This is a genomic window from Anabaena sp. CCY 9910, from assembly GCF_963920875.1.
Classification (GTDB): Bacteria; Cyanobacteriota; Cyanobacteriia; order Cyanobacteriales; family Nostocaceae; genus Trichormus; species Trichormus variabilis.
Window position 1 is genome coordinate 89391 of the sequence record NZ_CAWUDJ010000008.1, and the last position, 23087, is coordinate 112477.

General features: G+C 40.5%; 17 protein-coding genes. 9 read left to right on the plus strand and 8 right to left on the minus strand.

What is annotated here, in order from left to right:
* Positions 1-213: 213 nt before the first annotated feature.
* The 3 genes from ACM5QX_RS09035 to ACM5QX_RS09045 form a co-directional block, all read right to left on the minus strand.
* A complete protein-coding gene (locus ACM5QX_RS09035; protein WP_011317522.1) occupies positions 214-486 on the minus strand; it encodes a cupin domain-containing protein in 273 nt (90 codons plus the stop codon).
* Between the two features lie 22 nt (positions 487-508).
* Positions 509-856, minus strand: coding sequence for a Mo-dependent nitrogenase C-terminal domain-containing protein (locus ACM5QX_RS09040; RefSeq protein WP_011317523.1), 348 nt, complete (start codon positions 854-856; stop codon positions 509-511).
* Positions 857-1532: 676 nt separating this feature from the next.
* Positions 1533-4070, minus strand: coding sequence for a type II CAAX prenyl endopeptidase Rce1 family protein (locus tag ACM5QX_RS09045; protein WP_414753247.1), 2538 nt, complete (start codon positions 4068-4070; stop codon positions 1533-1535).
* Between the two features lie 925 nt (positions 4071-4995).
* On the opposite strand from ACM5QX_RS09045, the gene ACM5QX_RS09050 reads away from it, so the two are divergent.
* Together ACM5QX_RS09050 and ACM5QX_RS09055 are read left to right on the plus strand one after the other, a co-directional pair.
* The gene (locus ACM5QX_RS09050; protein WP_414753248.1) at positions 4996-6195 is read left to right on the plus strand and encodes an MFS transporter; all 1200 of its coding nucleotides are present in this window, start codon (positions 4996-4998) and stop codon (positions 6193-6195) included.
* 328 nt (positions 6196-6523) lie between these two features.
* Positions 6524-9199 (plus strand): hypothetical protein, encoded by a 2676-nt coding sequence (locus ACM5QX_RS09055; RefSeq protein ID WP_414753249.1) that lies wholly within the window; start codon positions 6524-6526, stop codon positions 9197-9199.
* Positions 9200-9746: 547 nt separating this feature from the next.
* Here the strand turns inward: ACM5QX_RS09055 and ACM5QX_RS09060 are convergent.
* Positions 9747-10646 (minus strand): alpha/beta fold hydrolase, encoded by a 900-nt coding sequence (locus tag ACM5QX_RS09060; RefSeq protein WP_414753250.1) that lies wholly within the window; start codon positions 10644-10646, stop codon positions 9747-9749.
* A 428-nt stretch (positions 10647-11074) separates the two neighbouring features.
* Here ACM5QX_RS09060 and ACM5QX_RS09065 point away from each other — a divergent pair, with 428 nt between their 5' ends.
* Both ACM5QX_RS09065 and ACM5QX_RS09070 read left to right on the plus strand, forming a co-directional pair.
* Positions 11075-11677 (plus strand): hypothetical protein, encoded by a 603-nt coding sequence (locus tag ACM5QX_RS09065; RefSeq protein ID WP_414753251.1) that lies wholly within the window; start codon positions 11075-11077, stop codon positions 11675-11677.
* A 275-nt stretch (positions 11678-11952) separates the two neighbouring features.
* Positions 11953-12723 (plus strand): armadillo-type fold-containing protein, encoded by a 771-nt coding sequence (locus ACM5QX_RS09070; protein ID WP_414753252.1) that lies wholly within the window; start codon positions 11953-11955, stop codon positions 12721-12723.
* 186 nt (positions 12724-12909) lie between these two features.
* Here ACM5QX_RS09070 and ftsE read toward each other — a convergent pair whose 3' ends face one another.
* Both ftsE and ACM5QX_RS09080 read right to left on the minus strand, forming a co-directional pair.
* Positions 12910-13656, minus strand: coding sequence for a cell division ATP-binding protein FtsE (gene ftsE / locus ACM5QX_RS09075; protein WP_414753253.1), 747 nt, complete (start codon positions 13654-13656; stop codon positions 12910-12912).
* A gap of 371 nt (positions 13657-14027) precedes the next feature.
* Positions 14028-14780 carry a WecB/TagA/CpsF family glycosyltransferase gene (locus ACM5QX_RS09080; RefSeq protein ID WP_011317531.1) on the minus strand — a complete coding sequence of 251 codons (753 nt, stop codon included), beginning with the start codon at positions 14778-14780 and terminating at the stop codon, positions 14028-14030.
* Between the two features lie 628 nt (positions 14781-15408).
* On the opposite strand from ACM5QX_RS09080, the gene ACM5QX_RS09085 reads away from it, so the two are divergent.
* The 4 genes from ACM5QX_RS09085 to ACM5QX_RS09100 all read left to right on the plus strand — a co-directional run bounded on the left by ACM5QX_RS09085 (position 15409) and on the right by ACM5QX_RS09100 (position 19867).
* Positions 15409-16128 carry a response regulator gene (locus tag ACM5QX_RS09085; RefSeq protein WP_414753254.1) on the plus strand — a complete coding sequence of 240 codons (720 nt, stop codon included), beginning with the start codon at positions 15409-15411 and terminating at the stop codon, positions 16126-16128.
* Positions 16129-16297: 169 nt separating this feature from the next.
* Positions 16298-17971, plus strand: coding sequence for a SpoIIE family protein phosphatase (locus ACM5QX_RS09090; RefSeq protein WP_414753256.1), 1674 nt, complete (start codon positions 16298-16300; stop codon positions 17969-17971).
* A gap of 3 nt (positions 17972-17974) precedes the next feature.
* Positions 17975-18403 (plus strand): ATP-binding protein, encoded by a 429-nt coding sequence (locus tag ACM5QX_RS09095; protein WP_011317534.1) that lies wholly within the window; start codon positions 17975-17977, stop codon positions 18401-18403.
* Between the two features lie 294 nt (positions 18404-18697).
* Positions 18698-19867 carry a homocysteine biosynthesis protein gene (locus ACM5QX_RS09100; protein ID WP_414753257.1) on the plus strand — a complete coding sequence of 390 codons (1170 nt, stop codon included), beginning with the start codon at positions 18698-18700 and terminating at the stop codon, positions 19865-19867.
* Between the two features lie 144 nt (positions 19868-20011).
* Here ACM5QX_RS09100 and ACM5QX_RS09105 read toward each other — a convergent pair whose 3' ends face one another.
* Positions 20012-21007 (minus strand): hypothetical protein, encoded by a 996-nt coding sequence (locus ACM5QX_RS09105; RefSeq protein WP_011317536.1) that lies wholly within the window; start codon positions 21005-21007, stop codon positions 20012-20014.
* Positions 21008-21385: 378 nt separating this feature from the next.
* On the opposite strand from ACM5QX_RS09105, the gene ACM5QX_RS09110 reads away from it, so the two are divergent.
* Positions 21386-22267 (plus strand): tetratricopeptide repeat protein, encoded by an 882-nt coding sequence (locus tag ACM5QX_RS09110; RefSeq protein ID WP_414753258.1) that lies wholly within the window; start codon positions 21386-21388, stop codon positions 22265-22267.
* Positions 22268-22332: 65 nt separating this feature from the next.
* On the opposite strand, the gene ACM5QX_RS09115 is transcribed toward ACM5QX_RS09110, so the two are convergent.
* Positions 22333-22962 carry a TMEM165/GDT1 family protein gene (locus ACM5QX_RS09115; RefSeq protein WP_010995867.1) on the minus strand — a complete coding sequence of 210 codons (630 nt, stop codon included), beginning with the start codon at positions 22960-22962 and terminating at the stop codon, positions 22333-22335.
* Between the last annotated feature and the right edge of the window lie 125 nt (positions 22963-23087).

Below are 23087 nucleotides of genomic sequence, written 5' to 3' on the forward strand. Positions count from 1 at the left end.
AACTATTTATTTTTAAAAATACTGTTTAGGCTATGGAGTCGCTACGAGTTCTGAGAAATACGGATATAAGCAATTTATCAATTCTGCCATTCTAGCTTATAACACTCGCTGCAACTCCATATAATCTCTGAAATGGAACGATGAAATCCAAAAATTCTTCAGATTAGAGGAGATGAGAATAGAAGGGAACCAACTTTAATGCTTGACTTTTGGCTAATTAAAGGAATAATGTTTTTTCACGCCGCTTTTAATTTCCCATATACAGGACATTCCAACAGGGAAGGTTACTAAATCGCCTTTACCCATTTGTACTGGTTGTCCACCATGAGGCGTAACAATGACATCACCTTCTAAAAAGTAACAAGTTTCTTGAGTATCATAAGTCCAAGGAAATTTTGAGACTTCTTTTTGCCAAATTCCCCATTGGAAAACACCCAATTTTTGGAGTATTTCTGGACTAGGTTGATGCTCAATTTTGATTTCCATGTAGTTTTTTCTCGGTTCACAATTAGCAGTAGGACTGGATGTCTTCTCCACACTTATCTACTAAATAACACAAAGCACGAAAACGTAAACCAACAAATTGATCATACAGGGGATTGAGCTTACACATGGGGGGAATGTGGGCAATAATCCGACCAAATACTACGATGTCACGCTCAAAAGGACACTGAGCAGGAATCAATTTTGCGATGAAGTGAGCTAGCTTACGATTTTGTATTTCTAGTGCATCAATCCACTGACGTAAAGGTTGTAGTGGATCAATTTTAGATTGAGTATTTTTTTGCTGATTACCAATAGGCTGAATAACAGCAGACAGGACAATATGTTGCTCTTTTGTTTTTAGCACAGTCATAATATTTAATCTCCTTTGAGAGAATCAACTATTTGCCATTTTGCAACTTACCATACAATCTTTAACCTGAAATTATGAGGAATGTGTGAGGATTGACAATTAAAGCATTTAAGGAGCTAATTTTCAGGGATTTTGTAGGTAAATAGGGGGGACTGATTGTTATTTAAACTTAACTAGATTAGTAAGAACTGTCCCGTTAAATACAAAATAACAAAGAAAATATAAAAGTGGGATTTCTTTAACTTATTGATTGCTAATGTTTGAGATAGCAATCTCATATCTTAAATTTAAATCTCCAGTTCTGAAACTACACAGTACCCTAAGATGTACGTTTACTAGCAAAAATACTCTTTGCTGATGCTATGGCTATATTTCCTAAGGGTTAAACTATACGGATACCTGATTTTAGAGTATTAGGTATCAAATAAAATGTCTTATCGGTTACATAAACTGACCTGAATATTATTTAATAAGTTCCCAGTGATCGTCTGATAAGCATAAGCTAATGTACTTGTGTCTATTTTTTATCAAAACCTGAATAAACTGACATCCTCCATACCAGAAAATACCCTTTTTGAGAGTAAAACTAACAACCAAACACAAGAAAACTTGAAAATTAAAAGGGACAAAATATGTTTTAGGGGAATGGGGTGCAAAGGGAGAAGAGAACGGTTGACTAATGACTAATTAACAACTTTTCTTTGCCTCCCAAGGCTAGTAGCCATACTAGTACTACAATCCAGTGGATGAGGACGATCGCCCATAGAGAACCTGTCAAAGCATAGGCTATTGTACAGCACAATCCTAAAAGTCCGGTTAAGGTTAGGAATATGGGGTGGAAAAAGGTCGGAAATCCAACTTGGTAAAGGGTTTTGGCGTTGAGGGGATGGTAGAGAATAAACAGCAGTAAGATAAATCCTGCCCACAATGTCCATCCATACCAGTTGATTACTTCTAGGGGATGGGGAAGCAGTAATACGCGAAAGACTAATTCCTCGACGATCGCAGGTGTGATAATTACTCGTAATGCGATCGCTAGTTGGTGGAGAGGATTGGTAGAGGTAAAACACCAAGACAAAAAACCAGAACACCAGCCTAAAGGTAAGGCGATCGCACTATATATGAAGACAGTGATCCCCGCAACTAGCCAATCTCGTATTTCTGGCACAACCAAAGATGCCAGTAAGCGGTTTAACAAAATGGGTATAGGTGCAATGTTGGTAAAGGGTATGGTAATTTCTCCTAAACCCAATGTCGGTGCTACGGGGGCAATATCGGGATTTTCACCGCCGATTTGATTGGTACGTAAAAACCAAAGTTTGGCACCATGTCTGAAAAATAAGGCGGCTATTTCATCGTGTGCTTGTCTGGGTACCATTGTCCGCCAACTTGTCAAGGCGGCCCAAGGACTGCGATCTTGAAAAGGTTCTGTCCCATCTCCAATGCCCGTGAGATAATCTGCATGGCTTTTCCAGTCTGCGCGGACGATCCCCAAGGGAGTTAATTGGCGTTGCAAGTCTGAACTCAATCTCACTAGTTGCCCAAAACGTTCAGTTTGGGGATCATGAGGATGATTACTCAACCACTGCTGAATAGTTGGGTTTGAGGCTACTTGCTGAGTAATTACTTGAATGGCGATATATAGTGCTTGGCTGGCATCTTGGACGCAAGAAGTCGCCGGGGTAACCGTGGCGCTACCAGTGCCATCACCTGTGCGATAGCGTGCCATCATAATCTGCAATTGTCGCTGAAATTCTGTCACGGGAGAAAGCTTGATCCCGTCAAAATTGTAGTCTTGGGTAACTGGTGCAAACTTAATTAATACATCAGAAATGGGTCTTGTGGCTGCCCATCCCCATTGTAAGTTCCCCATGTAGTCCGCCCAAGAATGTCTCCCCGCAATGATCCCGTCTGAGTTATTGGCGTAAATTTGTTGATACTCAATGGCAAATTGTAATTCTTTGGTGATGGGATCACGAACTACTTGCGCTAGTCCAAAGGCGAAGTGTCCGGTGATTGTATATGCTGTGCTACCTTCACTCTTTTTACCACCAATACCACCAAAGTTATGCAAGACTATGGCGCGATCGCCTTCTTGCCAATTAGATGCGGTTATTTGGGATTGGCTGGTGGTGGGATCAAGTAAAACAGTGCGGATTGTACCTTTATCTTGGGGTGCAATCTGCCAATTCTGGTTTTTTATGTAGGTTAACCCCGGTTGTTGTCCTAAAACTACGTGTTGCGGCTGGATTTTTAAGAGCGATCGCGGTACTATCCCCTGAACCACAAAAATTCCTTGAGTATTCTTTGCGCCATAAATATACCAACCTGCTTGCCCGGCTGGGGATTTTTCTATTTCCCTGGGAGTAGAGGGTGGAATATTGCGTGTATCAATTACTTGTTGGGGAATCCGCACAGTTTCCTCCACCCCATCGAAGTTACCAGAAACTCGATTGTAATGACGCACGCGAAAAAAATCACTGGGACAGGAGGAAGTCCCAGGACAAACCGGTGACGCAGGATATTGACTACTGGCTGGTTCTGGATTGAGGATTTTTACTAAACCATAAAATCTGCCAGTAGCCATTACAGGTTCGTGGGCAATTTGCAGACGTAGCTGATTATCACTCCCTTTCACTAACTCACCATCATCTAAGGTGACGACGACATCATCCTTCGGCCTAGCACCAGCGAGGGATTGCAAAGGCCCTACTTGCAGACGACCATTCAGGCGAAATGGGTGAATAATCCCCTTGGCTTGGCTTTCCCTTGTTTCATCAGTAAAACTTATATCTTGCTGCACAGCTTGTACATAAGACTGTGACTCTGGCTGGTTTAGCCATTCCAAACGCACAACTTTACCTACTAAATTTTGTGCTTCTGGTGGCGCGTGTTGGATTTCCATCCATACCCAATCTGATCCCGGCTGTATTTGCTGCTGATTTGGCAATACTAATCTACCTACCCATTTGTCCACAGGTTGATAAAGGTCGGGGTTGACGGTTTGATTTGCGGGATAAAACTGTGATTGATTGAAGTCTTGCTGTTTGTGAATGGCGTAATTGCTTGATGGTATATGTTCCACCGTCGATGTTCGCGGGTAAAACAGCAAGACAGCGATCGCACTCAGTATTAATAAAACAACGAACATCCCAAATCGTAATTTCGTCTTCTGTTGCAACCGTTGTTTGTTCGACGGTTTTTCGTTTTGCATTGCTGTCAAATCATACCTTGGAGATTGGTTATATCAGATATAGCCGCAAGTGTAAGACGATACTCAAGCTTTCCTGGCAGTTATGATACCAAAATTACCAAATCCGCACCCGCAAGGGCATAGGTATTTTGGTCATGGCTAATTGGACTAGGACTTACGCACACAGGTTGTCTGTTGAGACTGGATGCAAGGGTGTAAGGGTATAGGGGTGTAGGGGTATAAATGTTTGAAACTCTTACACCCCTATACCCTTCTCCAAACCCTTGATCTTTCGTTTTCATGCGTAATTCCTATGGACTATTAACTGTTAACAAAGCTACTTTCGATAAAATTTTTATTTGTGATATTGAAAAACTACAAATACTGAATTTATTCAGAATTCTAAGTGTCTTATATATCAAGAATGATCAGATGTCTATAGATTAGTACTTAAGCATATAAGGAAATGCTGAAACATAAAAACCTCAGATATAAAAATGTAATTAAATTTTCGACAATATTATTAATAGTAGTTGCAACGACACTGTCAGTTATTTTTCATACAGATATAACTTAAAAAAGATAACCAATTTAGGTGCTTGTGTGGAAAATAATGCCTAAATAAAAACAGCCGCTTCTACGTAAAAACTATGTTTATCAATGTTTTTCATAAAAATAAGAGTATTTTTTGTCACTAGTCATAAAAATGAAATTACTGTAAGCAGTCAAGTTCCCATTAGAGATTTATTAGATAAATTCCATTGATGGTATGAGTCATTGAGTGAATTATTTACTACATTCTTACTAGCGGTCTGAGCATTAGTATGTTATACGGATTAATGAGTAATTGTACAAATAGCAGAAAATTCTGCATTTTTGAATGCGATTTTAATCAGGGAATTTGTCATACAATTCCACAACCAATCTAGAAAATTTCGGCAAAATCATGGTTAACTCTGTCAATACCCGCCCCGAAATTTTATGGCGACAAGTTTGGGGATTAGCCGCTTTATTAGCTGCCATCATCTTCAGTTGGATGGCTTACAAGTTTTATCAACCGAGAATTTTAGAGGAATTGGAATTTGTCGGACTGGTTGGCTGGTTGGGGATATGGCAAGGGTTACTAATAGCTGTGATCGAACCGATGATTGGTGGGTTGTCCGATCGCATTCAGCAGCGTTTGGGTAGTCGTTTACCCATGATTAGTCTAGGGGTAGTCCTAGCTGGTGTCATTTTTGTAGCTGTATCACTGTTAGTTCAACAAAATTTACCGATAGGTATACGTTGGGTTGTGCCGATGTTGATGACTGTTTGGGTCATCGCCATAATTATTTTCCGCGCCCCGGCGATCGCACTTTTAACGCAATTTGCCCCTAAAAGCGAGTTACCCCAAGCGAATGCAGTATTAGTGTTCGTCTTGGGGCTAATAGGCGCTATCAGTCCAGTTTTGAACACCCTCCTTGACAACATGGGTGCATCTATCACCTTTCTTGTGGGGGCGATCGCTTTAATTTTGGCAGCATATATTCTGCAATTATTCACACCTAAACATTCGCTGCACATCTCTAGCTTCAACCTAGAACCAACAGCTAAAACTCCTGTGCAGATGTTTATCCTGATTTTCATCATTGGCTTAGGAACAGGAATCGAACTTAACCTGCTTTTATCAATATTTCCCCAGGAATTACAAATACAACTACCCAACCTGAGAGTAGAATTTATTGCTTCTGCGATGTTGTTAGTTTCGGCGATCGTTTCTGTTCCTTTGGGTGATTTGACAGCACAACTAGGAGCAAATAAATCTATGCTACTGGGTTTGGGTGCAATGACAGCCTTAATGGGGCTAGTCTTATTAAATGACAGCGATAAACTGGCGATCGCTTTCATACTAGCCTTTGGTATTAGCTTCAGTTTAGTTTTTATCAGTATGATTCCTTTGGTGTTAAGTAAGGTTCACCCCAGTCGTGCAGGTTTAGGTACAGGACTATATTTTGGTGGTAGTGCAGGCGGTACAGCCATAGTTTCTTTCCTCATCAAAGAACTAGGGAACACATCTATAGGTGCTTTTTTATTAGCTGAATTTGCTTTTGTATTAGTAGGTGTCTGTATTCTTTTAAGCAGAAGATTTCGTATATTACCTGATTAATTATTTGAAAAAGCCACAAACTCATATTTGATAATCTTCTTCCTGCATATATTTCATAATTTTAGCAAGATGGGAATACTATTTTTAAATAACCCTTCATAGGCAGAGTATCATCTCTCACAAGTTAGATACTACAGATAATTTGTTTTTTCATACATTCGACAACTTCAGAATAGTTACAAGTATATTTCAGTTTTTTCTATTGAAGTTTCGTATAAACATACTCATAATTACCTTAAAAGTAATTATTGAAATAGAGTATGTTAAATAGGTGGATATCATACTTAATTATAGAAAAATACCCATTAATTTAGTAATATTCATATCTTTGTTGATAAACTATTTATTAGTAAATAGAGTCAATGCTAAAACTCGAAAAAATATTGATTTAATCGTATATAGTAACAATTATAAAAGACAGTCAAAAGCAATAGCTGTTAATTATTCACTCAACTCCGCCCAAGATATTCGGGAGAATAAAAACATTACACCAACCCTAGCTAACGAGCCAGTAAAAGTTTTTCCTAATCCCAATGAAATAAATCTTCCTACTCCAATTAATCCACTCCCAAAACCAGATAATAACTCTGCTCAAGATGACATTCCTATTCAATTAAATATAACTCCAACTTTACCTAAAAAAGATTTAGAGTTATTTATATTAAATGCACTGAGTAATAGCGCCACTAAATACCCTTGGATAATTGATCCTAGAGATAACTTTAGTTTTTATTCCTCGACTTTTAATCCTCTAAAAGATACGAGATATATTGATTTATCAACTAAATTTTCTTCGGAAGACCCTGTAATTAACAGATTTACCTTTGCTGAGTTTCCTAAACAAGATCAACTTTATTGGATATTACCAGGTAATCGGGTCGTTGTAGAAACTAAAGGTTGGCAGAGTGGAATCGTATATCAAGGAGAATCAACAGATAGTGTCACGAGACAAACAATTAGATTAACTCAAAGACTTTGGGGGATGCAGGCAGTTTTTTCACTTCCCCAAGGTGTTCAAGAACTCATAGAAGAAATTGGGATTAACCAATTTGCTGTCGAATCAGTTGCGGCAGAGGTTAATAATCCTGTGGGTGTGACTGCTGCTCCTATTAATATTAATAGAAGTAGTGCAAATAATTCTATAACTTCTATTGTTCCCAGCATTTCATCAGTGACGACAGAAAAATATCCTCTAATATTACAAAATTTTCCTACAAGTGATTTACAGCCATTATTAGGAGAAGTAGGTCTGACTCGCGGAACCGTAATTCCTGAAGAAACTTTGAAAAAAGCAGGCTTTGTTTGGGGAAATCCTCTAACTCGACAAAGAACTAGATTTATACCTTCAATCACATCTAATCCGGGGATTAAAGTTGGTAACAGAGAGCAATTCGGTAACTTTGATTTATTCAATATTTTACTCAATAGCTCCATCAGTGAAAATCAGCGAAATTTATATTACTTAAATTCTTTATATTGGGTCTCTTTAGGCGAAAGACGCAGTAATTTAGGAATCAGGAATACAATTAATAAACATGACTGGCACAGACTTTATTTTAGCCGTTCTCATAGTCGGACACTGTTAGAATATGACTCTTTAGAGCCTAAGGCGACTTATACTAATATTTCTAGTAATCCTGGAGTTTCCTTATCTTTGTCATTCTCTGAAATAAAAATAGACGAATTGCAAACAGCTAACTCTACACTAGGGATGTTAATCGGTGGTGTTTTTAACTGGATTGACTTTCCCCATCTAAATGCAAGTTTGCAAGAAGCCCAAGAAAGATTATCTAGGCAAGAGAATTTTGCAAATCTAGACTCAAAATCCACCCCAGAACAAAGACGAAAAATTAACCAAGTACTGAATATAACCTTATTTTTAAGTAACCGTACTAGTGGTTTAGAGCAAGTTTCAGGAAAATTGACTTTTCCTAGTACTATCACACCTAATAGTTCGAGTTTATGGCAAATTCGGACTGGTAATCATCAGCGAGCAGTTCAATTAATTGATGGAAAGCGTACTTGGAATGAGGGTAAAACTTTCATTTCTAAAGCCGACGTGTCTAATAATAGTTTTGGTCGTTTAACATCAGTTAACGTACCTTTTTCTTCACAACAAACACCTAACCGCTCCTTGGCTACGCGAGTAACTTTAACTGCTCCTGACGGTCAGCAATATGTTCAAGATTGGAACTCAGCCAATATAACATCTGTTCCTATTGATATTCGTGCGTTTGATATTGCTTTTGACCGCATTGAATTAAGCCAAGATGGTCAAATTAATACTTATTTACAGACTTTTGGGGGATATTTATATTTACCTGCCATAGAAGCTCTATGGGCTGGTTCTTCTGGGAAATGGAATTACAGTCTTAGTTCTGGAATCTGGTTTAATTTGCAGGCGGATAGTGCATTTAATATCACTAATAATTTTGGTATTCAAGAACCAATACTAGGTATTTACACTAATGGAGTGTTGAATTTTATCAACACTAATATAGAATTAGATGCAGATGGAAAAACCCGAAGTATTACTAACCACATTCCATCTTTGCAATTTTCCTGGAATAGTGCAGCCAATTCTCAGAATCCGGCTTACCTAAATTTAAGCTACTTTTTCTCTCACCAAAATAGAAACTTAAACTATTCTCTATCTACAGCCCTTCTACTTTTAAATAATCAATCTAGTCTTACACCGCTAGGATTTATTCAGGGAAAATTGGGGTTCAATACAGGTTTAGAGTTTAACACTTCCGTAGAAATCAGGGATGAATTATTCTATACATTTGATGGACTAAAAAGAATAAATCCTCATTGGTCTGTTGGCAGTTATTTACAAAATTTTAGAAATATTGACAAAGGCATAAGAAATCGAGTTTCTAATTTTTCTTATGGCTTGGTCATTCAGCATAATACTCCTGGTAGTAATAACTTTTGGGAGTCTCGAATTGGAATGAGTGGAGACAGATTTGAGGTTCGTTTTGAAGGAGGCTTTCGATTTTGATATTGAGTTTATTATGCTGTGTGTCAGTTGTCAGTTGTTTTACTTCTGGTTTAACACCTTCCTTGTAGGCAATCGAGAAAAACTCTATCCTCTTATGGGTCGAGCTTTTTTGAGTGTTTTACCACAGAATAAAAACATACTAGTTTTGACAAACCATAGTCTATTCAAATGAATAAAATCAGAAAATATGTGGAAATTACTGAAAATTTCCTGTATGATTGTTAGGGTTTGGTGATTTAATTTTTGAGAGACACCACGCAAAACGACCATAGGTCTAACTTCTACCTACGGAAAAAAAGACCAGCTTCCCACAGCTGGCCTAGTTTATTCTTTTAGCGTTGTCTTCTCATATAGAGTTAAAACCCGGCTGCGTATTCCCAAAATGCAACGGGCAACTTTTCTTAACAATATTGTAACAGGCAACACAGTTTTTTTGAAAAAATTTACCGAAAAAAGATATACCTGAAGGTAATCAGCCTCTATCTTTCAGAATATTTCAAAAATGTCAATGGGGGGAGATGAAGAGGTAGGGAGCAGGGAGCAGCCTTTAATGGCTATTGAGTAGAGGTAAGAATTTCTCAATGAGTCCGATTGTCACTGCTGGTAGTTCCAATTGTGGGGTTAATCCTACATTTTCCAATTGTTGAAACACTCGAATTGCTAGGGGGTTCTGTTCGGACAAACGTCTGCCAATTTCTGGTCCAGTGAATTGAGACTTTTGCCCCCAAATAATGGCTGTGGGGGTGTTTAACTGTTGAATGTAGAGGGATAAATCAAAGCATAAGTCACCCCGAACGAATGATAATGCTGCATACTCAGCGTTGGGCTGTTGGGCAGATTTTAGATAAGCTTCGACAATTTCGTCATATACTCGGTTAGCTTGGGCGAATTGACGTTGTTCTAAGAAACTACGAATACCTGCACTAGTAGCAATTCCAGTACTGTATAGTAAGCGATCCAGAAGAGGAATACCGACTATTTGAGCAAAAATACTGCGAGAATAGTTTTCGCCAAAGTCAGATAGTCCGGCTGGTGTGACAAGAATGAGTGACTTAAATAAATCGGGATGTGCGATCGCTACTCTAATTGTAAATGCTGCGGTGAGAGAAGAGGCGATCGCCGTCACTGGCCCCGTACAAGTCCGCTCAAAAAACTCTCTAATAGTCGTTAAATAATCTTCAATTAGATAATTGCGTTCTGGATGTTCCGATTGACCCCAACCAATTAAATCTGGCGCTAATACGCGATACCTTGAAGCAAAAGCAGGATATACTTTCGACCACTCATAAGCAGAAGACCCGCCTCCAAAGCCATGCAGAAACACCAAAGTTTCTTGGTCATCAGTCTTCTTATTGTCCTGCCAAAGCGACCCAGTGGCAGTGTAATACACCATCTTACCCAGTGAAGTAATTATAGAGCGTTGCTCAAATCCCGGTGCTTGAAACATAGTGTTAGTTATTAGTTATTAGTCATTGGTCAGTTGCCATTAGTTTTTCCTCCCCCTGCTCTCCTGCCTTCTGTCTCTGACAATTGCTATTATCGATGAACCAAGGATGATGACACCTCTAGCCAGCGTCAGATTAAGTAGATGTAAAATCACTGGCTTACTTGTAAAGATTCAGTAATTTTTTTTTCATCACTCACAACATTTTTTGCCTATAACTACCGGATAGCAAGGTTTACTGAAATTTCCTTCTGGTAGCGAGGATCACTTAGGTAATATTTGGGGATCAATTTTTTGTGGTAGTCTACAGAAAACTTACGGATAAATCATGAGTGTGTAAAACTATCTGCAACGCTCATACACAATAGTTATGTTTTATTTGTTAACACATAAAACAAATAACTATCATTAGTTTTGTGATTCTCTAGGTAATGGTAAGGCGGGGTGTTGTGGTCAAGCAGGCTACTCTTCAAACAGATAAAGTACCAAGATTTGAAGATATTAAATTTGCACGTAATCAATTTGATGTGCAGAAACAAATTGTAGCTTCAGTTAAACGGAGCCAGTCGGAAGAAGGAATTGATGTTAGTACGATAGATGCACAAACCTGTCTATGTCTGAACTTAGAAGACTTAAAGTGCTTTGAAGTCGTAGAGCATCAGTACGAACGTTGGGGAGTGATTTTTCATAATTCACTAGCTATACAACCATCAAACCCAGCTTTTCCAACTAATTCTGGCTTAACAGTATTGATGGGTGCGCCCAAAAGTGGATTTTTGGAAGCGACATTCTTGCGTCCTGTTAACCAAGTAAGCGCTTGTGTGACTAGTTCACAGAGGCTAGTACTTTCTGCTTACGATCGCGATCGCCAGTTATTAGCCCAAAGTATACTTCCCAGCGCCAATCTTGCCAACTCAGACTCGGCCTTACCTCCTAATACTTTATTATCGATCACAGTTGAGAACATCCACTCTGTGACCTTTTGTGCATTTGATGGTCAATTTACTCTCAGTGAATTTCATTTCTTCGTTTAAAAACAACCCAGAACAATTTTTAGTAGCAAAATAGCTTGATCCACTTCAACCCAGGTATTCTTATAGAGTATTATTGATTGTCGATTTACAGTATTTGGTATTGGGAAAGCACGAATGCTTAGTGTGTAAGACTGTGAGCTGGTAAAACGTTATAAGTCCTGAGTAAGGAGCGAAAATTCAGCCTCACCACTAGTAAACAGCCTAAGTCATCCTGTCCTCATACCAAGTACAACTTATACATTAGACAATCTTGTAATGTTAGGTAGGTAAACACTGTGGTAAAGGCTTTGTCTTCTTGGCAGCAATTAATCAACCAGATTCTCAACTGGCTGCTTCCAGAGCTTAAGACTAAAGCCACCAAGCGGCGGACTTTTCAGCATCTCTCAGAGCCAAGCAGTCTTCTAGGCTTGCTGATAATTACTGTAGCGATGCTGTTGTGGAACTGGAAACTACTATTAGCTCTGCTGGTTGGTATTGGCGTAATGTTATTAGTCTACTCAATGCAAAAATGGGACTGGCAATTACATTGGGTAGAAATTCAAAAGTTTTTTAGTGGCCCAAATCGGCGATTAGTCATAGCTGTAGGCGCTGGTGGACTAAGTACTGTCAGTACTTATATGGCCGCTTCGATTTTGGCTGACTCTCCTAGTCCTTGGATAGCTACTGGGGCGATCGCTCAAGGATTAGGGACATTGTTAACTATAATTTTACTCATATGGCAGCTTGTCAAATCTTATGCAGGTAAAGAAGAACAAAACTTGGAGCAGTTGTTCCTCAATCTTACAGAAACAGACTCCTTAAAGCGGTTGGTTACTTTACGCCGATTAACTAAAATCATCACCACTCAACAAATTGATTCAGGACTGCAACGAGAAATTAGCCAATGCTTACAGTTACTACTGGCTCGTGAAGAAGAGCCAATAGTTCGAGCGGCGGCTTTAGATAGCTGGCAAGCCTTAGAGCAATCACAACCATTACAATCTAGTCCTTTGCCAACTCTCATACCTTTATCAACCAAAGTTAAGGCAAGAGTTTCTAATTTGTAATCAATTAGACAGGGGGCAAAATTAATTTATAGACGTTGTTAAGACTTACGCACTGAACTAAAAAAACCTTCTGAGGGTGGTCAATAGTCCATAGTCCACAGTCCAAAAACCTTGATTTTGACTATTGACTATTGACACAAAAGCCAGAAAAACACTTCGTAAGTCCTAGTTGTATACAAAGTCTGACTATTTACGATACAATCTACCATCCCGAACCTGAACTATAGGCCGATTACACCGACGTACCAATTGCTCGTCGTGAGTAGTAACAATGACAGTTGCCCCAAAACCATTTAACTTTTGTAGAATCTGCATTACTTGCCAAGAGTTATCGGGATCGAGATTGCCTGTAGGTTCATCAGCTAATATTAAGGGCGGTGTTCCCACTATCGCCCGTGCAATACTTACCCGTTGTTGTTCTCCTCCAGAAAGTTGATCAGGAAAACAATCAGCCTTAGAAAGCAAACCCACTAATTTGAGTGTAGGTTCTAAGCGCCTATGAATTTCTTTGCGGGTGTAACCTTGAGCTTGCAAGACAAAAGTGACATTTTCCGCCACTGTTCGTTGGGGAATTAGTTTGTAGTCTTGAAAAACAATGCCAATACGTCGGCGTAATAATGATAAGCGATCGCCCCGTAAATTTGTGACACTACAGTCATTAACAATCACCTCTCCTTGGGTGGGTGACTCCTGTCCATACAAAAGTTTTAACAGAGTTGACTTACCTGAACCACTAGGCCCTGTAATAAATAAAAATTCTTTCTTTTTGATCTCTAAGTTAATATCCAGCAAAGCATGGCAACCATTAGCATAGGTTTTGGTCACCCCATTTAACTGCACCATATTACTGGTAGTAACACTTTCCTCTTGGGCTGGACTTGCTTTTTCATGAATAGTCTGTTCGGCAGAGACTGGATTCGTTAATACGGGCATTACTAAATTTTCCTTAGGCAATGGGCAACTGTTCACTGTAATGTTCATTCTCTCCCGCCTAGCTCGGCAGGTTTACCCTTTTCTGAACAGTATTAACTTAACGTGAACTCGACGGAACCTAACCCCAATCCCTTCCCTACAAGGGAAGGGGCTGAAAATCTATAACTGAGTACCAAATAATCAGAGTTTTAAGCCTCTCCCCGCGTCGGGGAGAGGTTTGGAGAGGGGTTCTTCCGAATTTATCGAACTCACGTTAACTTAAAAATAAGGATTCCCAAATCATGCCTGGGAATCCCAAAACCGAAACTCAAAATTAAAAATCTTGTAATCTTCAAAATGGCATAAGTACTATCATCTAGGTGAGAGAAGTACTAAATCGCACCCTTCATAGTCAAACGGTAAACAAAGGCTTTCACCGCAAACTGAGGCAGAGCCAACATTCGCCGCCAACGCCAAGGCTCTTTATATAAACGATATAGCCATTCCAAATTATTATTAGCCAACCAAGCGGGTGCGCGATCTTTACTTCCTGACCAAATATCAAAACTACCGCCAACACCAATCCAAATGGCTTGAGGACACAAATGACGATTTTGGGCAATCCATAATTCTTGCCGTGGAACACCCAAACCAACCAAAATTACTTGTGGTTGTAATTGGGCGAGAGTTTGTTGTAGTTGTTTTTCTTCTTCCCCAGAATGGTAACCGGAATGAGTACCTACTATATTCAAACTAGGTATTTTTTGCTGCCAATCATTCGCCGCTTGTGCGGTTACTCCTGGCGCTCCTCCATAAAAGAACACAGTTTTATCGGCTTGCTCTTGACCGATTGCTTTTAACAGCGTTTCCGCCAGTTCAATTCCCGGACAGCGTTGGACTTTTTGCCAACAAAGCCACCGCAAATACATCACCACTCCTGCACCATCAGGAATTACCAACTCAGCATTCTGAATTATGTTGTTCAAGGATGTATTTTGTTGTGCCTGCATCGTCATTTCTGCATTGAGTGTCACTACATGAGCGCCTTTCCCATGTCGCAGGCATTCCAGTAACCAACTCGGATAGTCACTCATTACATGAACTGGAATTCCCAGTACTAAAAACACTTTAGATGATGGAAACATAGCCCTTTAGCCTCACACCAGATTCTCTCGACGATAGTTTATCAAATTTTTTAATAGGTTGCCTCTAGGCTGATAGGGGGGGAAATTTATCCAGATAAGCCTTCTAAGACAACTCCAGATGCAAAATAAAACCCTAATTTTGCTTATTTTGGATGATAAAAACAGCTTATACTGCTTAAGTAAGCTTTTATCATTGATTTTTGACAAATCGCTAAAAAAATTAACTTTGTTCTTTATTATTAATGAAAAAACTACATAAGATAGTTAACAAACAAAACAAGCTAGCTTCCGTGAAAATATCTGAAAGATGAAAATTTTTTGCTGCAATCAACAACTCCAGAGCTAGCTGAGGGTTTGTTTATCTTGAGTCTGACACCTGCCAAAATAGAAACCAGATTAAATGTGTCGATTTAGACAGATTGCTGATATTTGAGGTACAGCTATCCGATTTGATGATTTAAGTGTAAGGTTTTCATGAGAGCGTGTATTAGTCATACACCCATGCACAAGACTACATGACGAAAAATTCTATATTTATTGTTGGGTAACTGCTGAAAACTGTATCTATGAAAAATTTTCGATAAATACGATTTTGAAGTTAAGCTAGCGTGACGGGTAGAAATTGGCTATGAATAAAATTCGGATTGCGCTGATTGAAGATCATGATCTCACCCGTGTGGGTATTCGGACAGCACTGCTACAAAAAGAAGAAATTGAAGTGGTAGGAGAAGCTGCCAATGCGACAGAAGGACTAAATATGTTAAAAAAGGTACAACCAGATATTGCGATCGTCGATATCGGTTTGCCAGATAAAGACGGAATTGAGCTAACAAAGGAATTAAAATCAACCAGTAATGGCGCAGACTTACCAACAAAAGTATTGATTTTAACCTTGCGTGATAATAAAGAAGCAGTTTTGGCAGCTTTCGCAGCTGGGGCTGATTCCTACTGTATGAAGGATATTAGGTTTGATAATCTACTGGAAGCAGTTAGGGTAACTTATAATGGCAACGCTTGGATTGATCCAGCGATCGCCAGAATTGTACTACAACAAGCACAACAACAGTCTCCAAAACCAGTAACCACCATAACAGAAGCAAAAAATTCTTTCATCAACTCAGAAACCGAAGATAACTTAGAGACTATCGACTCCTATACCCTGACGGAAAGAGAGTTAGAAGTATTACAGCTAATCGTCGAAGGCTGTAGCAATGCGGTTATTGCTGAACGCCTTTACATTACAGTCGGCACTGTAAAAACCCACGTTCGCAATATTCTCAATAAACTCTGCGCCGATGACCGCACCCAGGCGGCTGTCCGCGCCTTGCGCTCTGGATTAGTAGGTTAAATTTACTAGCGACTTAAAGATTTACCAATAACTCTAAGAGTAAAGTTATACTTGTCTGGAAAGTAAGCTTTTTATCAAAGATTACTTTTGAGAATGCCTTTTGACGACTCAGTGAGATAACAGTTGCCATATCTCGCTAATTTTTAGTATCCGAAAAAGCAAGTCAAATATGACGGAAACTAAGGTAGAAAGACTGAAGCTCATGGTAGTAGACGATGAGCCAGATAACTTAGATTTACTCTACCGTACTTTTAGGCGAGACTTTCACGTATATAAAGCTAATCATGCCCGGAAAGCTTTGGAAATTCTAGCTCAAGAAGGCGAAATGGCCGTAATTATTTCAGACCAAAGAATGCCTGAAATGAACGGTACCGAATTTCTCAGCCTGACAGTAGAAAAATTTCCCGACACCATTCGGATTTTACTTACAGGTTTTACAGATGTGGAAGATTTGGTAGAAGCCATTAACTCTGGTCAAGTTTTTAAATACATCACCAAACCTTGGAACCCTGAACGCCTGAAAAATTTAGTTGAGCAAGCTACTGATACATATCGGTTGGTCAAAAAGCGCACCCACGAATTGCGTCGGTCTTTGCGGCGGGAATCTTTATTTAACGCCGTCACTACAGCAATTCGAGAGTCATTAGATTATGAGAGTATGCTGCAAAAAATCGCAGCCACTATTGGACAAACCTTTGAAGCTACTTGTTGTTTACTCAAACCAGTAGAAAACAACCGCCTCACTGCAAATCAGTTTTATTATCAAAATCCAGCATACAACTTACCTGATAGCGCCTTTGATCCTGCTACTTTAATTGCCCAAGTACTCGAAACCGGCCATTATCAAATTGCCCAAGATATATACGGTGACAATCCCTGTAACTACTTGGTTGTCCCTCTATCTTACCAACAGCACTTATTAGCTGTCTTGGCTCTTTACCAGTGGGGACGAAAGCATCCTTGGCAAGACGAAGATATTCAATTAATTACGGGTGTGGCTGAACAAGCAGCTTTAGCCGTTTCCCAAGCAAAACTCTACCAACGCCTGCAAGAAAAACAACAGCAAATTAGTGCTGAATTAGAAGTGGCGCGGCAAATTCAAAATAATCTACTACGCCAAACTCTACCGGATATCAAAAGCGCAAAATTACAAGCTTGCTGCTATCCTGCAAGAGAAGTAGGAGGCGATTTTTTTGAAATCTTTGTTCACCCCACCAAAGGTGATGTGTGGTTAGCAGTGGGCGATGTTTCCGGTAAAGGCGTACCTGCTGCTTTATTTATGGCTAGTGCAATTTCTGTATTAAGACGAGAATTAGCCCAAGAAATCCCAGCCGAACCCAATGTAGTTATACATAATCTCAATCATGCTTTGTGTGATGACTTAATTAGTAACAATTGCTTTATTACTTTTGTGCTAGCTCGTTATACACCTATTACTAGAGAGTTAGTCTATGCAAATGCTGGACACATTTATCCCCTGGTTTGGTCAAATCAAACCGCACCAGAAAAACCTAACTATCTTACAGTGAGAGGCATACCTTTAGGCATTTTACCGAAATGGCAGGCTAAGTCGGGTAGTTTGATTCTGGCACCCGGAGATACACTGCTGTTAGCCAGCGATGGTATCACGGAAGCAATGGTATCAAATAGTTTATTAGAAACTGTAAAAACCGTGGGTGGCGTTCAGCCAGCAAGTCATTCTATGCTGAATCAAGATGGTCTGTGGCAACTCTTACAAAAAGAGCCTCAACCATTGTCTCTCAACCATTTACTATCACGTATTCAGGCAGATAATCACGTCCAAGAAGACGATCAAACTATACTCTCTCTGGAGGTTTTGTAAGTTATGAAAAGTGAGCTTCATGTACCAAGCGACTTGAACTATTTAAACATAGTGGAACACTGGTTATTGGGATGCTTGAAAATCCAGTTAGGAGAATCTGTTGATTGGTCAAGACAGTCCAGCCGCTTACGTTTAGCTTTAGTAGAAGCCTATTCTAATGTTGTACGTCATGCCCATAAAGAGCAACCAAATTTGCCAGTATTACTACGCTTGGAATTTAAAGAACGAGATATTGCTTTGGAAATTTGGGACTACGGCACAGGTTTTGATATGTCTACCTACTTCCCACCCAACCCTGGTGATAGGCAAGAAGGTGGCTATGGTTGGCTAATTATGAATCGTTTAATGGATAAAGTAGAATATCAGTTGCAAGTTGATGGGGCTAATTGTCTCAAGTTAGAAGCTACTATACCGGAATTAGCAAACAATTAAGGTTGGTTTGGTAATTTGAAAATCTGATTTGTAAACTGACTTATTTACTGGGAATTGTCAGCCCATAGTGCAGGCTATACCAATGAAAATCAAATACAATTCCTATATTTAAATTTGGCTGAATACTAAGGCCAAACTCTACTCCTTGCCATTAATAGTAATATTGGTAAATCTATAACTAGCTGATGTACATTTCTGATGAAGGTTATTGGATTTTTCTTGCCAAACTGATTTAATCAGTTATCTGGCAGGCATACTGCATCATAATTGAAATGTCTATCCGCTACATTTAAAATGCGAACTATTGCGGAAATTAATGAGAAAATTAACCGTAAAACGGCGATAGTCCTAACGGTTGAGGAATTAAAGGCAAGAGTTTTAGAAGTTGGTGTGAGTCAAGTTGCTCAAGAAGTTGACGTAGTTACTACTGGCACTTTTGAGCCGATGGAATCAACTGGCGCTATTCTCAATCTGGGACACACTGATCCACCAATCAAAATTCGCCGTTGCTGGTTAGATGGTGTTCCAGCATACAGTGGTTTTGGGGCTGTTGATTTATACCTGGGTGCTAGCTGTGCTGTAGATGTGATGGACGGTGAAGAAGTCCGAGAACGTGGCGGTGGTCATGTGATCGAAGATTTAATTGCGGGTAAACCTATACACGTCAGAGCGCAAGGACAAGTGACTGATTGTTATCCGCGAGCGAGTTTTGAAACAACAATTACCCGCGACACGATAAATCAGTTTTATTTATTCAATCCGCGTAATCTCTATCAAAATTTTATCGTAGGCGTGAATGGAGGCGATCGCCCACTTCATACTTATCTAGGCCCTTTACAACCACGTTTGGGTAATGCTGTTTACTCCAACCCAGGGGCAATTTCTCCCCTGTTCAATGACCCCAACTTACAACTCGTTGGTATTGGCACAAGAATTTTCTTAGGTGGTGGGATTGGTTATGTGGCTTGGGAAGGGACTCAACACTTTCCCTTACAAAAGCGTTTAGCTAATCAAACACCCATTGGCCCGGCTGCAACTTTAGCTTTAATTGGCGATGCCAAACAGATGGATGCTCGTTGGGTGCGGGGTTGTTATTTCAAAGGCTATGGCCCCTCGTTGATGTTGGGTGTAGGTATCCCACTGCCGGTGTTAAATGAAGAGGTTGTAGAACACTGTGCAGTTCAAGACCAAGATTTAGTAGCGCCAATAGTAGACTTTTCCATTCCTCGGCGTGTTCGTCCTACATTTGGTTTGGTGAGTTACGCCCAACTCAAATCTGGGCGTATCACCATCGAGGGCAAAACAGTAAGAGCTGCTCCTTTGGCTAGTATGTTTCTAGCTCGACAGGTAGCCTTAGAGTTAAAACAGTGGATTGAGGCAGGTAGTTTCACTCTCACGGAACCAGTAGCCCCGATTCCCCAAGAGCGTTCGTTTCTGCCTCAAGACCGTTGGACGGATTTTTAGGGATTGGGTACTGGGGATTGGGGATTGGGGACTGGGTACTGGGTGATTGGGGATTGGGTACTGGGTGAAAATTTTGAAGTAAATTCTCCCCCTGCCTCCCCTGCCTCCCCTGCCTCCCCTGCCCCCTGCCCCCTGCCCCTTGCCCTACTCCGTCGGCTTGGGCTTCTTCACCGGCTTGGGAATCGGTGCTTTCGGTTGGGGTTTGGAAACCGCAGAAGTTTCGCCACCGACTTTCTTGACTGGGCGGGGCGTTTCTCCTGGTCTTCTGGGGGGGAATGGTTTTCGGAAACCACCACGGGGGCCACCACCGCCGCCGCCTTTAAACGGTGGTCGGCGTTTTTTGGGCAAGTCAGCGATCGCTTCTGCCGTTTGTACTACCAGAACGTCACCTTCTCGCTTGGCTTGGAAGTCCCAAAACTTCCCTACGGCTTTGGTGGTTAACACACCACGCAGTTTCAATTTGAAATATTTGGGCTTATCAGTTGGTTTCCGTGGGGCCTGCTTAATTTTGACAACTAAGCTTTTAGCATCGAAAGACTGATAAACGACTTCACCACGAACAGAAAAACCACCATCAGGAATATTCGATGAAGGCGCTGGGGCTTTTGTAGCTGCTTCTGGTTCTTCGGGTATGGTTTCTTGTGAAAGCGTATCTTGCTCATCTTCTTCTGTCGAATGTTTAGCCAGATTTTCTGGTTCCCAAACGCCGACGATTTGGATATGCAGAGTGTCGTTTTCTTGCCTTGTGCGGGGATAAACTACCCACAAATGGTCTTGTTCTAGGTCTAGATGATTTTTGACTAGGCTCATAATCCGACCCAGGAGGACGGCGTTGAGTTCTACGCCATCTGTAGTCAGTAAGATACCTTGGGTAAATTGTTCATCGCTAGCACGGTAACGACCCCGGACTAAACCAATGGCTCGGTATTGCATTGGTTCACTGGGAGGCGGAATTGGTTGCTGGCGATCGGCTAAGTTCTCATCTGAGGCAATCTCACTAGTGTTGAGTGATGAATTTTCAGGCTTAGAGGACTGGGGTGCTGCTATATGAATATTAGCGGCCGCCTCTGTTTTAGTTTGAGGCTGATCTGAGGCAAAAGAGTTGGAAGATTCAGGCGAAGGCATCAGGTCGGAAGTCATAAAAACTCCTTGCGGCGGAGACACATCCCAATTATGGGATTTTACTAAAGCATCGAGAAAGAGCGCTTGTGTGGCTGATGAAAGTATATTGGCTTTTCACAAAATCACACGAAAACGCTCTATATAATTTTAAAGACGCTAGACTCGTCATTCTACTCTAAATCTGTAATTTAGCGCCTTTACACTAGTTTCGGAAGCATATCACAGCTTCTATTCTGATGGCTCCTCCTAAAGTCATCACTTACTTTAGCAGTGCTAACTTGTGGTTTGTTATAAAATTCACAGGTATTTGACGGTATTCCGCAAACTTTGGAAATTTTTAACTTTCTAATTTGTATCGATAATAATGTGATCATAGATATGGAGGGCATTTAAATCGTGTCTCAACCGCGCAATCGGTGGATAGTTCAACTTATCTTGGCGCTGGCAGTTCTAGCTTTTGTAGGTGTTTCAGTTGTTCCTATTATTGGGGCGCTGAATGATAATACGTCACGCTCAAACCAGAATAGTGCTAGTAACCAAGGCAGCTCGCTCGCTTCTAATCAACAATCCAAATTGGCAGACGAAGTACGTGGATATGAATTGGTTTTACAACGGGAACCAGAAAATCAAACCGCATTGAAGGGTTTATTACAAGCACGGCTGCAACTTTTAGCGTTAAAACAAGGTAATGTCCAGGGGGTGATAGAGCCTCTGGAAAAGCTAGCCAAGCTTAATCCTAATCAATCAGAGTATGGAGTGCTATTAGCCCAAGCCAAACAGCAAATTGGTGACAAAGAAGGGGCAGCTACAGCTTATCGCTCCATTTTGGATACCAAACCCGGTGATTTAAAAGCTTTGCAGGGGATGGTAGTTCTGTTATTAGATCAGCAACGTCCAGAAGCGGCTGTTGGCTTGTTGCAAGATACCCTGACTAACGCTAACCAAGCCAACACCATCCAGCCGGGGAGTGTGGATGTAGTGGCTGTACAGGTGCTACTGGGTAATGTTCATGCTGCTCAGAAACGTTATCCTCAAGCGATTTCGGCATTTGACCAAGCAATTCAGAAAGATACAAAGGATTTTCGCCCAGTTTTGGCAAAGGCTATGCTGTTGAAGCAACAAGGAAAAGCAAGCGAGGCTAAACCTTTGTTTGATAGCGCTTTAGCTTTAGCGCCAGCTCAATACAAAGATGAGATTAATAAAGCAGCAACCGCATCTCCCACTCCCACGCCGACTGCACCTCCCGTTCCTACTCCTGAAAGTACTCCGAAGCAATAAAACTCTAACCCCCAATTTTCAGGGGGTTATTGATGAGTAGGATAAGAATTTTGAATGTTGAATTTTTACACTCCTTCAATAGCGGCGACAATACCAAAAATCAAAAATAGGCATCCGCCGGCAAAGGTGAGTTGACGTTCAGAAATTTTTCCGGCAATCATTTTGCCTCCGATGACGGCGATCGCCGCACAAATGGCATGACCTAAAATAGCTCCTATGGTAACACCAATGATGTTATTGCCGGCGGCTAAGGCTATGGTAGCAATTTGTGTGCGATCGCCCCACTCGGCCATAAAGGTCAAGACAAAGGCTTCTAAGATAATTGATAAGGGGGTTTTTTGTTTTGGTAGCTGTAAATCTGCTTTTTCTACTGCTGCTTTGGCCTCTTCCATTTCTTCCATCACCTCAGCTTTATCCGCCGCCGCCGACATCTTACTAGCGTCATACAACAGTTTCAGACCAAAGGCAATAAATAAGGTTATTTCAGCGTAATAAATATACACTGGTGGCAATAGAGAAGCAGCTTTGCCAAATAACACCGAGAGTATTGTCATTGCGGCTAAAGCGCCCACTACTCCTGTAAATACCCATCTTCGGGAATGGTGCATTGCCAAAATCATGGCGATGAAAAAAGTTTTATCGCCTAGTTCTGAAACTGTAATTAGTAATAAACCTGCGGTAAAAGCTGTTAACACTCTCTCAAGCTCCTGAAAAACGTTTACCGATGTGAAGCTTGATGAATGCCAAAAGACCCCACCAAGCCACATCTTGAATGTGAACTTAGTGAAGGTCTCGCTTCCAAATATTTTCTAGTTGTCAT

What these genes read in the sequence shown, in the direction of transcription:
- ACM5QX_RS09035 (WP_011317522.1), bottom strand. Translation starts at nt 486, where the DNA reads ATGGAAATCAAAATTGAGCATCAACCTAGTCCAGAAATACTCCAAAAA.
- ACM5QX_RS09040 (WP_011317523.1), bottom strand. Translation starts at nt 856, where the DNA reads ATGACTGTGCTAAAAACAAAAGAGCAACATATTGTCCTGTCTGCTGTT.
- ACM5QX_RS09045 (WP_414753247.1), bottom strand. Translation starts at nt 4,070, where the DNA reads ATGCAAAACGAAAAACCGTCGAACAAACAACGGTTGCAACAGAAGACG.
- ACM5QX_RS09050 (WP_414753248.1), top strand. Translation starts at nt 4,996, where the DNA reads ATGGTTAACTCTGTCAATACCCGCCCCGAAATTTTATGGCGACAAGTT.
- ACM5QX_RS09060 (WP_414753250.1), bottom strand. Translation starts at nt 10,646, where the DNA reads ATGTTTCAAGCACCGGGATTTGAGCAACGCTCTATAATTACTTCACTG.
- ACM5QX_RS09065 (WP_414753251.1), top strand. Translation starts at nt 11,075, where the DNA reads ATGGTAAGGCGGGGTGTTGTGGTCAAGCAGGCTACTCTTCAAACAGAT.
- ftsE (WP_414753253.1), bottom strand. Translation starts at nt 13,656, where the DNA reads ATGCCCGTATTAACGAATCCAGTCTCTGCCGAACAGACTATTCATGAA.
- ACM5QX_RS09080 (WP_011317531.1), bottom strand. Translation starts at nt 14,780, where the DNA reads ATGTTTCCATCATCTAAAGTGTTTTTAGTACTGGGAATTCCAGTTCAT.
- ACM5QX_RS09085 (WP_414753254.1), top strand. Translation starts at nt 15,409, where the DNA reads ATGAATAAAATTCGGATTGCGCTGATTGAAGATCATGATCTCACCCGT.
- ACM5QX_RS09090 (WP_414753256.1), top strand. Translation starts at nt 16,298, where the DNA reads ATGACGGAAACTAAGGTAGAAAGACTGAAGCTCATGGTAGTAGACGAT.
- ACM5QX_RS09095 (WP_011317534.1), top strand. Translation starts at nt 17,975, where the DNA reads ATGAAAAGTGAGCTTCATGTACCAAGCGACTTGAACTATTTAAACATA.
- ACM5QX_RS09100 (WP_414753257.1), top strand. Translation starts at nt 18,698, where the DNA reads ATGCGAACTATTGCGGAAATTAATGAGAAAATTAACCGTAAAACGGCG.
- ACM5QX_RS09105 (WP_011317536.1), bottom strand. Translation starts at nt 21,007, where the DNA reads ATGACTTCCGACCTGATGCCTTCGCCTGAATCTTCCAACTCTTTTGCC.